This is a genomic window from Pseudomonas sp. URMO17WK12:I6 (genome assembly GCF_003253625.1).
Classification (GTDB): domain Bacteria; phylum Pseudomonadota; class Gammaproteobacteria; order Pseudomonadales; family Pseudomonadaceae; genus Aquipseudomonas.
On record NZ_QKYZ01000010.1, the window covers coordinates 17182 to 29862 of the forward strand.

Sequence of the window (12681 nt, forward strand, 5' to 3'; positions counted from 1 at the left end):
CCCATGAATACACTTGCCGCGTTCTATCAACATCTGGGCTTGGCCCTGTCTTTATTGGTTGTCGCCACCTTCCTGCTGGCCGGGATGATCAAAGGTGTGATCGGCCTTGGTCTGCCGACCATTGCCATGGGCCTGCTCGGCCTGGCTATGGCACCGTCGCAGGCTGCGGCGTTGTTGATCATTCCCGCGACGCTGACCAACGTCTGGCAACTGGCATTCGGCGGTCATTTGCGCGGGTTGCTCAACCGGTTATGGCCGATGCTGCTGGCGATTTTCATCGGCATTGGTGCTGGCACAGTGTGGATCGGCATGGCCGGTGGACATTGGGTGGTTCGGGGGCTGGGGGCGGCGCTGTTGATCTACGCCTTGAGCGGGTTGTTCCTGCCCACCTTGCGCGTCGGCGGTCGCACCGAGCGTTGGCTCGGTCCGCTCTGCGGTGTGCTGACGGGCGTCATCACCTCGGCCACCGGTGTCTTCGTGATTCCGGCGGTGCCTTATCTGCAAGCACTGGGCTTGAACAAGGATGAACTGGTGCAGGCGCTGGGCCTGTCGTTCACTGTCTCGACTCTCGCGTTGGCCGCCGGCCTGTCATGGCGCGGCGCCCTCGGCGGTGGCGAGTTGAGCGCGTCGCTGCTGGCGCTGATCCCGGCGGTGCTCGGCATGTTGCTGGGGCAATGGCTGCGCCAGCGGATCAGCGCCGTGTTGTTCAAGCGCGTGTTCTTCATCGGCCTCGGCGTGCTCGGCGGCCACTTGCTGATCAGCGGCTAGCGGACGATGTGCTGAGCATCTCGATCGGGCGGATATCGAAATCCTGCTCCAGATATTCCATGCGCATGTCGAGGAACTGCTTCATATGGGGCAGGTTCGAGTGCACGTCCAGATGGGCCTGGGATTGCCAGATCTCGTAGAAGATAAACAGCGTCGGGTCCTGCTTGTCGCGCAGCATGTGGTACTCGATGCAACCGGGTTCGGCGCGACTCGGTTCGACATAGGCACGGAAGAACGCTTCGAAGGCCTCGGCTTTTTCCGGGCGGGTCTTGGCGTGCAGGATGAAGCCTTGCAGTTCGCTCATCAGAATCTCCTAAACAGTCAGAATCGGCGCAAGTTTATGGCAACAATCGCTTGTTGATTCGTGCGTATAGGTCAAATGAATTTTGCGGATGGAGCGCTTATTCCGCGCGAGGCTGATCGTTAGGCTGCCGCCATCGATTCCAACCTTGCGAGATTTCTCATGAAAAAAGTCCTGTTGCTCAATGGCGGCAAAAAATTTGCCCACTCCGATGGTCGCTACAACACGACGCTGCATGAAGCAGCGTTGAGCGTGCTGGATCGCGGTGGTGTGGATGTGAAAACCACGTTCATCGACGAGGGCTACGACGTCGCCGAGGAAGTCGCCAAGTTCCTCTGGGCCGATGTGATCATTTATCAGATGCCCGGCTGGTGGATGGGCGCGCCCTGGACGGTCAAGAAGTACGTCGATGAAGTCTTCACAGCGGGCCACGGCAGCCTCTACGCCAGCGACGGCCGCACGCGCTCCGACGCGTCGCAGAAGTACGGCAGCGGCGGCTTGTTGCACGGTAAAAAGTACATGCTGTCGGTGACCTGGAACGCCCCGCAGCAAGCCTTCGACGACTCGACCGACTTCTTCGAAGCCAAGGGCGTGGACGCGGTGTACCTGCCGTTCCACAAGGCCAATACCTTCCTCGGCATGACCGGTCTGCCGACCTTTTTGTGCGTCGATGTGATGAAGCGCCCGAATATCGAAGCGGATGTGGCGCGTTATGAGCAGCACTTGACCGAGGTGTTTGGCCTTAAGGCATGACGCTCGGCTACTATCGATATCTGAAGCAGTGCAGGACTATCGATAAGGGACACACGTGAAAGCCAGATCCGATGAGTTGCAGATTTTCGTCTGCGTGATTGAGTGCGGGTCGATTTCGGCTGCGGCTGAGCAAGTCGGGCAAACGCCGTCGGCGGTCAGCCGCACGCTGTCGCGGCTGGAGGCCAAGCTCGATACCACGCTGATCAATCGCACCACGCGGCGCATGGACCTGACCGAAGAGGGCAAATATTTCTTCGAGCACGCCAAGCTGATTCTCGATCAGATGGACGAGCTCGAAGAGCGTCTGTCCTCTCGCCAGCAAACCCCGTCCGGGCGACTGCGGATCAACGCCGCGTCGCCGTTCATGCTGCACGCCATCGTGCCGTACATCGATGAGTTCCGCCGTCTCTACCCGGACATCCAGCTCGAACTCAACAGCAACGACTTGATCATCGACCTGCTCGAACAAAGCACCGACATCGCCATCCGCATCGGCACGCTGGCCGACTCGACCCTGCACGCCCGCTCCCTGGGTTGCAGCCCGCTGCACATCGTCGCAAGCACAGCGTATCTGGAACAACACGGCGTACCGAGCGCTGTCGAGGATTTGAGCGAGCACACGCTGCTGGGCTTTACCCATAACGAAGGTCTCAACCAATGGCCACTGCGCTATGTCCACGGTGATCGCTGGCCGATTCAGGCGTCGATCAGCGCGTCGAGTGGCGAGACGATCAGGCACCTGGCGCTGGCCGGTCAAGGCATTGCCTGCCTGTCGCACTTCATGACCATCGACGACATCCGCGCCGGTCGCTTGCAGGTGTTGCTGGCGGAGTTCAACAGCGGATATCGCCAACCCATCAACGCGGTGTACTACCGCAACTCGCAATTGGCCCTACGGATCCAGTGCTTTCTGGACTTTATCCAGGGCAAGTTGGCGGCTTATGCGATTGCCGATTTCAGGGGCTGATTCGCAGGCCGCGTGATCGTTCATTGCGAGCAGGCCACCCATTCACTGGCCCGCCCGCCGTCAATTCCGTAACATCCGCGTCCCTCTTTTCCCGCCTGTATTTTTAGGTAAGCCATGAAACCCAAACGTCTGCGCGCCGATGTCCTGGCCGGACTCACCACCTCTTTCGCCCTGCTCCCCGAATGTATCGCTTTCGCGCTGGTGGCCCACCTCAATCCATTGATGGGGCTTTACGGCGCTTTCATCATCTGCACCCTGACTGCGCTCTTCGGCGGACGGCCGGGGATGGTGTCTGGTGCCGCTGGCTCGATGGCGGTGGTGATCGTCGCGCTGGTGGTGCAGCACGGTGTCCAGTACTTGCTGGCGACGGTGTTGCTGGGCGGGCTGATCATGTTGGCGTTTGGTCTGTTGAGGCTGGGCAAGCTGGTGCGCATGGTGCCGCATCCGGTGATGCTCGGCTTCGTCAACGGTCTGGCGATTGTCATTGCGCTGGCCCAGTTGGAGCACTTCAAGAGCGGTGAGGCCTGGTTGAGTGGGGCGCCGCTGTACATGATGATCGGGCTGGTGGCGCTGACGATGGCCATCGTTTACCTGATGCCGCGCCTGACGCGTGCCGTGCCGCCGGCGCTGGTGGCGATTCTGGGCGTTGGGCTGGCGGTTTACCTGCTCGGCCTGCCGACCCGTACCCTGGGCGACATGGCGCACATTGCCGGTGGCTTGCCGGGTTTTGCGCTGCCAGACATCCCCTGGAGCCCGGAAACCCTGCGCATCATCGTCCCTTACGCGATATTGATGGCGGTGGTCGGCTTGCTGGAAACCCTACTGACCCTGAACCTCACCGACGAGATCACCGAGAGCCGCGGCTATCCGGATCGCGAGTGCGTGGTCTTGGGCGCTGCCAACATGGTTTCTGGTGTGTTCGGCGGCATGGGTGGCTGCGCGATGATCGGGCAAACCGTGATCAACCTCAGCTCCGGCGGTCGCGGTCGGCTGTCCGGTGCGGTGGCCGGGGGGATGATCCTGCTGTTTGTGCTGTTCCTTTCGCCGCTGATCGAGCGCATTCCGCTGGCCGCATTGGTTGGGGTGATGTTCGTGGTGTCGCAGCAGACGTTCGCCTGGGCTTCATTGCGGGTACTGAACAAGGTGCCGCTGAACGATGTCTTGGTGATCATCGCGGTCACGGTGATTACCGTGTTCACCGATCTGGCCATCGCTGTGTTGTGCGGGATCATCATTGCGGCGCTCAACTTTGCCTGGCAACACGCTCGCGAGCTGTATGCCGACAGTCACGTTGAAGCCGACGGCAGCAAGCTCTACCTCCTGCACGGCACGTTGTTCTTCGCCTCGACGACGCCTTTTCTCAACCAGTTCGATCCCGCCAATGATCCGTCTGTGGTCACTGTCGACTGTCGCCACTTGAGCTTCGTTGATTACTCGGCCATCGCCGCGTTGAAGACATTGCGCGAGCGCTACACCAAGGCTGGCAAGCAGCTACGCGTGCTGCACTTGTCCGATCGCTGCAAGAAACTGCTCAAACGCGCCAGCGAGCATCACGACTGACATCGATGGGGGTCGTTCCTGTGCTCTGTGTCACGAGTGGTGGCGAATTATGGACAGTCTGATGGCTACTTAGTAGCATCCGCTGCATACGGATCTTTCTCCTGCGCGTCGATCGACGTGGGTCTATCAAGGAATCGAAATGCACAACTTTACCCATGGCGATAAAACCGTTTCTTTCACCGTCTTGAGCGGTGAAGTGGTGAGCAGTGAAAAAATCAGCGAGACCCGTGTGACATCCACGGGCGGCGTTCAGGTGAACGGTAACGACGGTGATGTGACGCCTGTGCGCATCAGTTCTGTTTCAATTATCAATCATGAGATCTGGGTCAAAACCCCGGACGGTATCGAGCACGATGTAAAGCTGCGCGGCATGGACATTCCTTTGCGCACAGGTCAGGAAATCTCTTTGATCAGTGCCTTGAAAAAGGATGGTTCGCCTCTGCACACCATTTTGCAGAACCACACAGCGTCCAAGCGATGGGTGCTGCGTGACGCGAGTGCACTGAATACCGAACTGGAGCTGTCGCCCTTTAACTGGAAGACAGTGCTGATCGTGCTTGGATTGTGCATCGCCGGTCTTGTTACGGCCGGGCTAGGCTTCCTGGCGGCGGCGGGCTATTTTTTCTACGCGTGGTATCGGGGCGCCCAGCGCAAGAAACTGCTGATTAGAGATTTGAACGCCTACATCGAGACCCTGGACAATCGAGTCGCCAGTCGCGAACAGGCGCCAAGCCCTGTTCAAGCCGAAAGCTCGGACCAGGCTGAAATCTCTTTCCAGGCCGAAAGTCCTGCACCGACGCTATCCCCTGCCGAGACTGAAAGCCCTGCGCTGAACAGTGATAGCGTACGCAGGGCGCTATCGCGCAATCTCTGATGACTTGATCTCGATACAGCAGAGTCAAGCCTGCCTCGATAGTGGAACTATCATCCCTCTACGCTGATTGTTCTCACGCAGAGGGATGAAAATTCCGCTATCCGATTTTCATAACCTGCGATCTCCCATACCTCTGCACGACATCCCTTACCCCTCCACGAAAATTACTTTCACTTCGTTTGAAAGTAGCCCGTCGAAATGATTTATGAGTTTCACAACCCATTCGACGTGACCCTTTCGAGGAGTACCGCATGACGCTTTCCTTCGGCTATTGGCTGTTGGTTTACGCCGCCATCGCCATCATTGCGCTGATCGTTCTGATCGCCCGTTACCGGATCAATCCCTTCATTGTGATCACCCTGGTGTCTATCGGCCTGGCGCTGTTGGCGGGGATGCCGCCGTCGGGTGTGGTGGGGGCGTATGAGGCCGGGGTTGGCAAGACGCTGGGGCACATTGCGCTGGTGGTGGCGCTGGGCACGATGCTCGGCAAGATGATGGCCGAGTCCGGCGGTGCGGAGCGGGTGGCGCGCACCTTGATCGACCGTTTCGGCGAGAAAAATGCCCACTGGGCGATGGTGTGTATCGCCTTTCTTGTAGGGCTGCCGCTGTTCTTCGAGGTCGGTTTTGTCTTGCTGGTGCCGATCGCGTTTACCGTGGCGCGGCGGGTGGGCGTGTCCATTCTGATGGTCGGTTTGCCGATGGTTGCGGGGCTTTCGGTGGTCCACGCGCTGGTACCGCCGCACCCGGCGGCGATGCTGGCGGTGCAGGTCTATCAGGCATCAGTGGGGCAGACCTTGCTCTATGCGATTCTGATCGGTATTCCGACCGCGATTATCGCCGGTCCCCTTTACGCCAAATTCATCGTGCCGCGCATTCAACTGCCGGCCGATAACCCCCTGGAACGCCAGTTCCTGGAGCGTGAACCGCGCGATAGCCTGCCGGGTTTTGGTGTCACCATGGCCACGATTCTGTTGCCGGTGGTGCTGATGTTGATCGGCGGCTGGGCCAACCTGATCTCCACGCCGGGTAGCGGTTTCAATCAGTTCCTGCTGTTCATTGGCAACTCGGTGATCGCCTTGCTGCTGGCGACCTTGCTGAGTTTCTGGACCCTCGGCCTGGCCCAGGGCTTCAATCGCGAGTCGATCCTCAAGTTCACCAATGAATGCCTGGCGCCGACCGCCAGCATCACCTTGCTGGTCGGTGCCGGTGGTGGCTTGAACCGGATTCTGGTGGACGCTGGCGTCACCAATCAGATCGTCAGCCTGGCCGATGAATTCCAGTTGTCGCCGCTGTTGATGGGGTGGCTGTTCGCCGCGTTGATGCGCATCGCCACTGGTTCTGCCACCGTGGCCATGACCACCGCGTCTGGGATTGTCGCGCCGGTGGCCGTTGGTCTGGGTTATCCCCACCCGGAGCTGTTGGTGCTGGCGACGGGGGCGGGGTCGGTTATCTTTTCCCACGTCAACGACGGCGGCTTCTGGTTGATCAAGGAATACTTCAACATGACCGTCACCCAGACCTTCAAGACCTGGACAGTGCTCGAGACGCTGATCTCGGTGGTCGCCTTCGGCCTGACCGTTGGCCTTTCTCACCTGCTTTAGTCGGAGCCATCCGCCATGGACATCCTCTATCAGATCCGCGCTCGTCAGGAATCCTTCAGCGCCGGCGAAGGACGTATCGCTCGGCTGATGCTCGACGATGTAGGATTTGCCGCATCCGCCAGCCTCGATGAGCTGGCGCAGCGGGCGGAAGTCAGCACTGCCACGCTGTCGCGATTCGCCCGCACAGTCGGTTGCCGCGACCTGCGGGATTTGCGCCTGCAACTGGCCCAGGCCAGCGGCGTCGGTAGCCGCTTTCTGGACCCGGCGGGCACGCCTGAACAGTCGGCGTTCTATGGGCAGATCGTCGGCGATATCGAGTCGACCTTGCGCCAGCACCTGGCGGCGTTCGATGAGTCGCGCTTCGCCGATGCGGTGAAACTGTTGGGCAAGGCGCGGATGATTCACGCCTTCGGCATGGGCGGCTGCTCGACCCTGTGCAGCGATGAACTGCAAGTGCGCCTGGTGCGCCTCGGCTACCCGATTGCGGTGGGTCACGACCCGGTGATGATGCGCGTCACCGCCGCCAGCCTTGGCGCCGAACACGCGGTCATCGCCTGCTCGCTGACCGGCATCACGCCCGAACTGCTCGAAGCGGTGGAGCTGGCGCGCAGCTACGGCGCACGAATTCTCGCCATCACCCGCGCCGACTCGCCGCTGGCGCAATTGGCCGATGTGCTGTTGCCGCTGCAAAGCGCCGAGACTTCCTTCATCTACAAACCCACGGCGGCGCGCTACGGCATGTTGTTGGCCATCGATGTGCTCGCCACCGAGCTGGCGCTGGCCAGTCCTGAAGACAATCAAGAACGTCTGCGGCGGATCAAACTGGCCCTGGACGACTACCGCGGCGGCGACGATCACTTGCCGCTGGGAGACTGACATGATGTACGATACGCTGATCCGCAATGCGCTGATTATCGATGGCAGCAACACCCCCGGTTACCCCGCTGACGTGGCGATTTTGAATGGCCGCATCGAGCGAATCGGCGATTTGCACGACGCTCGCGCCATCGAAGAAATCGAGGCCGCTGGCCGAGTGTTGGCGCCGGGGTTCATCGATGTGCATACCCACGACGATACGGTGGTGATTCGCCAGCCGCAGATGCTGCCCAAACTCAGCCAGGGTGTGACCACGGTGATTGTCGGCAACTGCGGGATCAGCGCGTCGCCGGTGAGTTTGCGCGGTGATCCGCCGGACCCGATGAACCTGCTCGGCACCGCCGCGGCGTTCGTGTATCCGCGCTTCAGCGACTATCGCGCGGCCGTCGAAGCGGCCAATACCACGCTGAACGTAGCTGCGCTGGTGGGGCACACCGCGTTGCGCAGCAATCACCTGGACGATCTGTATCGCACCGCGACCGACGCTGAAATCAGCGCGATGCGCGAGCAACTGCGCGATAGCCTTGAGGCCGGTGCCTTGGGTTTATCCACAGGCTTGGCCTACGCCAGCGCCTTCTCGGCATCCACTGATGAGGTGATGCAGTTGACCGAAGAGTTGACGGCATTCGGCGCGGTCTACACCACCCATTTACGCAGTGAGTTCGAGCCGGTGCTGGAGGCCATGGACGAGGCGTACCGCATCGGACGCCACGCACAGTCGCCGGTGATCATTTCCCACCTCAAATGCGCCGGCGCCGGTAACTGGGGCCGTAGTCCGCAATTGCTGGCGTCCCTCGAACACGCCGCAAAAACCCACCCGGTGGCTTGCGATTGTTATCCCTACGCGGCGAGTTCTTCGACGCTGGACCTCAAGCAAGTCACCGACGCCCATCGCATCACCATCACCTGGTCCACGCCGCACCCGGAAATGGGGGGGCGGGATCTGATGGACATTGCTGCCGAGTGGGGCACTGCGCTGCTCGAAGCCGCCCGCCGACTGCAACCGGCGGGGGCGGTGTATTACGGCATGGACGAGGCCGATGTACGAAGCATCCTCGCGCATCCGCTGTCGATGATCGGCTCCGACGGTTTGCCGGAAGACCCGTTTCCGCATCCACGCTTGTGGGGCGCGTTCCCACGAGTGCTCGGACATTTCAGTCGCGACGTCGGCCTGTTTCCGCTGCACACCGCCGTGCACAAGATGACCGGGTTGTCGGCGGCACGCTTTGGCTTGAAGGAACGTGGCGAGATTCGTGAAGGGTATTGGGCGGATCTGGTGTTGTTCGATCCGGCGACGATTCGCGATGTGGCCGACTTCAACGATCCGCAACGGGCGGCGCAAGGGATTGATGGAGTGTGGGTCAACGGAGTCTTGAGTTACCGCGATGGGCAGGCGAACGGCAGAAGGGAAGGGCGATTTCTGGCGCGGGAGGGGGATTTGCGTAGAGGGTTTCATTGATCGCGCCTTCGTAGAAGCTGCCGAAGGTTCGGGCCGCGTTCGGATGATCTTTTGATCCAGGTCTCATGGTGGCACATTGCAGTTAAAGAAAGCCGTCACCAAGCCGAAGCGCTGACATCCAGCCCAGCCACACTGGGCTCATTCAGTCAGGGAGTTACCCCATGAGTTTCGGCAAAACCACCCCGATCCTGCGGATTTTCGATGAAACCAAGGCTTTGGAGTTCTACGTCGAGTTTCTGGGGTTCAAGATTGATTGGCAGCACCGCTTCGAGGCGAACCTCCCGCTGTACCTGCAAATCTCCCGTGGCGAGTGCGTGATACACCTCTCTGAACACCATGGCGACGCGACACCGGGCTCGGCCCTGCGCATCGAGACCGATGAGCTGGAGGCGTTCCAGCAGCAATTGCTGGCCAAGGAATATAAGTTTGCGCACCCACAAATCCAGGCGATGCCGTGGGGCAGTCAGGACATGACCGTGGCCGATCCGTTTGGCAATCGGTTGGTGTTTACCAATGCGATTAGTGTCTAAGCGTTAGATAGCCTTCGCGGGCAAGCCTCGCTCCTTGTACAGGTTACTCACTGAACCTGTAGAAGCGAGGCTTGCCCGAGAAGGCGATTTATCATTCACCGCAAAGTGAATATCAAACCCGGAAGTGACTCACCATCATCTGCAACTGATTGCCCAACCGCGCCAGTTCAACACTGGACGCAGCGGTTTCGTCGCTGGCGGTGGCGGTCTGTTCGGACACGTCGCGTACGTTGATGATGCTGCGGCTGATCTCTTCGGCCACGGCGCTTTGTTGCTCGGCGGCGGCAGCGATCTGCTGGTTCATTGACTGAATGTTGGACACCGTGCGGGTGATGTTTTCCAGTGATACGCCGGCCTTGCGAGTCAGCGCCACGCTGCTGTCGGTCAGGGTACGGCTGTTGTTCATCACCGCCGCCACTTGTTGAGTGCCGTTCTGCAAGCCGGCCACCAGGCCTTCGATTTCCTCGGTGGATTTTTGCGTGCGCTGGGCCAGGCCACGAACTTCGTCAGCCACCACCGCAAAACCACGACCAGCCTCACCGGCACGGGCCGCTTCGATGGCAGCGTTGAGGGCCAGCAGGTTGGTCTGTTCGGCCACGGCTTTGATCACATCCATGACGCTGCCGATTTTGTCGCTTTCCTGCTGCAGTACGCTCATCGCTTCAGTGGAGCGCACCACTTCGCTGGCCAGGCGCTCGATCTGGGCGATGGCTTCGTTGACCACTTTGTCACCTTCGCGAGCTTCACCGTCAGCAGCGGCTGCGGCTTGGGAAGCTTCTTCGGCGTTGCGCGCGACTTCCTGCACGGTGGCCGTCATTTCGTGCATGGCGGTGGCGACCTGATCGGTTTCTACTTTCTGGCTGTTCACACCGGCGCTGGTCTGCTCGGTCACGGCCGACAGTTCTTCGGCGGCGCTGGCGATCTGGGTGACGCCATCGCGGATGCCGCTGATCAAGTCCCGCAGGGTCACGCCCATGCGCGCAATACCTTGCTGCAACACGCCGAGTTCGTCGCGGCGGGTGACCTTGATGTCCTGAGACAAGTCACCACCGGCGATGCGCTCGACCACTTTAAGGGTATCGCGCAACGGACCGGTGATCTGACGGGTGATGACCACGGCGGCGATGATGCCCACCAGCAACGCCAGCAAGGTGCTGATCAATTGAAGTGTGCGGGCCTGGGCGCTTTCGGCATCACGGCGGTCGAGCTGGAATTGATACAGCTGATCGCTCAGGGTCACGATGGCGGCGCCCTGATCGGTCATTTCCTTACGCGCCTGCACCGCATCGCTGTTGGCGGCTTTATAGGCTTGCAAGGCACTGCGGTAGTTGCTCAGGGCGGTTTCCAACTGACGCAGCGCGTCTTGTTGTGTGTCGGCGAAATGCGCGTTCAGCGACTTCAGGCTGGCGATGGCCGCATCCAATTGGGAAACGGCCTTTTGCTCGGTCTCGGCATTGGTGTTGGCGGTGTAGCCGCGCACTTCATAGCGGGCAAGAATGAACGCTTCCTTGGCGGCAGTGATGGCCAGGAACTGTTCGAAGCGCTGATCGCTCAGGGGCATTTGCTGTACGCGGATGTTGATTGCGTCGATCAGCTTGCTGGCGGTTTCGGCGTTGGCGCCCATGGCGTCGCGGGCGCTGTTGCCGGTGCGGTAGGCGCTGCGCATTTTGTTCAGCGACGTCTGATAAGCGGCGATGGTCGCGGCCTGCTCTTTGAGCATTTTGACGTTTTCAGGGTTTTTGAAGCTGCCCAGCAGGGCGGTTTGCTGAGCAACAAAACTGTCCAGGGTGGTTTGCACATTCTGTGCGGCGGTTTCGTCGCCGTTGGTCAGCATGTATTGCAGGCGAACCACGCGCAGCTTGGTCAGGCCGGCATTGAGCTGAGTGATGTCGCTCATCCAGTTGCTGCGGTCAATCAACCCGCCCAGGCTGGTCCAGCCGGTCAGGGCGAGGATGCAGGTCAGTGCCAGGACCAGGCCGAATCCCAGGCCCAGTTTCAGGTTCACGCTGATGTTACCGAACCAGCTATTCATCAAATTCCTCCAGGAACGTTGCGCTTTTAATCGTCTGTTGGCTGGAAGATTTTTGTTTTTGGGAGCCAGCAAGGTGTGTAGCAGGTATGTATCGGCCGCAATCCCGGGAGCTGAAAGGATTTTGTCGGATGGATTCTGTAACAAGATTTTTACGCAGTTCTTAAGCTTTTTTTCACATGGGTTTCACCAGCAGCCAACGCGAGACTCGCTACCCTTGCGGTTTTGTATGATTGTGATGCATGCCGGCGAGGCGGCTGAACGTGGAATTGAGACTGAGTCTGTTCGGAATAAAATGCTCGATCGATCTGAGCCGTTTGGCCCGTTATCGAAACGCAATGGTCGTCGTGGCCTCACTGCTGCTGGTGATTCCGCTGACCGTGTGGCTGTTGCGACCTGCGGCTGTGCCCGATCTGTCCCATGGCAATGTGGCGGGTGCCCGTGCGCTGGCTGCGGGGTGGGCCAAGGGCGACATGATCGTGCTGGTGCGTCACGTTGAGCGTTGCGATCACTCCACCGCCCCCTGTCTGATTGGCAATGATGGCATTACAGATCGCTCGCGCAGTGTGGCAGTGGGGGTCGGTGCGCAGTTTGAACGTCTGGGCCTGAACAAGACCGATATCTATAACAGTCCGATCATCCGTGCGGCACAGACCTCCAGTTATATGTTCAACAAGGTTGGCCTCGGCGAAGACTGGTTGATCAACTGCCGGGGCAGTATGTTACGTGATGCTCTGGCGCACAAAGTGGCGGGGCGCAACCTGATTCTGGTGACCCACAGTGAGTGCATGGCGGAACTCGAAAAAGAGCTCAAGCTGCCGACTGCTACTCTAGGCTACGGCGCTTCTCTGTTTATCTCCGCTGAAAAACCTCAGGAACCTCGTATGCTTGGTTCCATCGAGGCCTCTGACTGGCACTCGGTTACCACCGAATGAGCTTCTTCTTCATCACTCTGGATCTGGA

Annotated in this window: 12 protein-coding genes; 10 read left to right on the forward strand and 2 right to left on the reverse strand. The window is 59.8% G+C overall.

Features of this window, described 5'->3' with window-relative positions; all coding sequences use genetic code 11:
* Positions 1-3 precede the first annotated feature (3 nt).
* Positions 4-768 (forward strand): sulfite exporter TauE/SafE family protein, encoded by a 765-nt coding sequence (locus F475_RS18550; protein WP_111454447.1) that lies wholly within the window; start codon positions 4-6, stop codon positions 766-768.
* Here F475_RS18550 and F475_RS18555 read toward each other — a convergent pair.
* Positions 758-1072, reverse strand: a complete 315-nt coding sequence (locus F475_RS18555) for a putative quinol monooxygenase (RefSeq protein WP_018929423.1) — start codon at positions 1070-1072, stop codon at positions 758-760. The genes F475_RS18550 and F475_RS18555 overlap by 11 nt on opposite strands.
* Positions 1073-1231: 159 nt before the next feature.
* Between F475_RS18555 and F475_RS18560 the strand changes: the two genes are divergently transcribed.
* The 8 genes from F475_RS18560 to F475_RS18595 all read left to right on the forward strand — a co-directional run bounded on the left by F475_RS18560 (position 1232) and on the right by F475_RS18595 (position 9689).
* On the forward strand, positions 1232-1822 hold the full coding sequence (locus F475_RS18560; protein WP_018929424.1) for an NAD(P)H-dependent oxidoreductase: 591 nt from the start codon (positions 1232-1234) through the stop codon (positions 1820-1822).
* Positions 1823-1877: 55 nt separating this feature from the next.
* Positions 1878-2789 (forward strand): LysR family transcriptional regulator, encoded by a 912-nt coding sequence (locus tag F475_RS18565; protein WP_018929425.1) that lies wholly within the window; start codon positions 1878-1880, stop codon positions 2787-2789.
* Positions 2790-2903: 114 nt separating this feature from the next.
* Positions 2904-4349 (forward strand): SulP family inorganic anion transporter, encoded by a 1446-nt coding sequence (locus F475_RS18570; RefSeq protein WP_111454448.1) that lies wholly within the window; start codon positions 2904-2906, stop codon positions 4347-4349.
* A 139-nt stretch (positions 4350-4488) separates the two neighbouring features.
* The gene (locus tag F475_RS18575; RefSeq protein ID WP_111454449.1) at positions 4489-5223 is read left to right on the forward strand and encodes a hypothetical protein; all 735 of its coding nucleotides are present in this window, start codon (positions 4489-4491) and stop codon (positions 5221-5223) included.
* Between the two features lie 251 nt (positions 5224-5474).
* Entirely contained in the window at positions 5475-6824 is a 1350-nt protein-coding gene (locus tag F475_RS18580) for a gluconate:H+ symporter (protein ID WP_018929428.1), read from the forward strand.
* 15 nt (positions 6825-6839) lie between these two features.
* Positions 6840-7700, forward strand: a complete 861-nt coding sequence (locus F475_RS18585; RefSeq protein WP_018929429.1) for a MurR/RpiR family transcriptional regulator — start codon at positions 6840-6842, stop codon at positions 7698-7700.
* 1 nt (position 7701) lies between these two features.
* The gene (locus F475_RS18590) at positions 7702-9159 is read left to right on the forward strand and encodes an amidohydrolase family protein (RefSeq protein ID WP_111454450.1); all 1458 of its coding nucleotides are present in this window, start codon (positions 7702-7704) and stop codon (positions 9157-9159) included.
* Positions 9160-9320: 161 nt separating this feature from the next.
* A complete protein-coding gene (locus F475_RS18595) occupies positions 9321-9689 on the forward strand; it encodes a glyoxalase superfamily protein (RefSeq protein ID WP_111454451.1) in 369 nt (122 codons plus the stop codon).
* Between the two features lie 112 nt (positions 9690-9801).
* On the opposite strand, the gene F475_RS18600 is transcribed toward F475_RS18595, so the two are convergent.
* The gene (locus F475_RS18600) at positions 9802-11721 is read right to left on the reverse strand and encodes a methyl-accepting chemotaxis protein (RefSeq protein ID WP_018929432.1); all 1920 of its coding nucleotides are present in this window, start codon (positions 11719-11721) and stop codon (positions 9802-9804) included.
* Positions 11722-11981: 260 nt separating this feature from the next.
* On the opposite strand from F475_RS18600, the gene F475_RS18605 reads away from it, so the two are divergent.
* Positions 11982-12653 (forward strand): histidine phosphatase family protein, encoded by a 672-nt coding sequence (locus tag F475_RS18605; protein ID WP_111454526.1) that lies wholly within the window; start codon positions 11982-11984, stop codon positions 12651-12653.
* Positions 12654-12681: the final 28 nt, after the last annotated feature.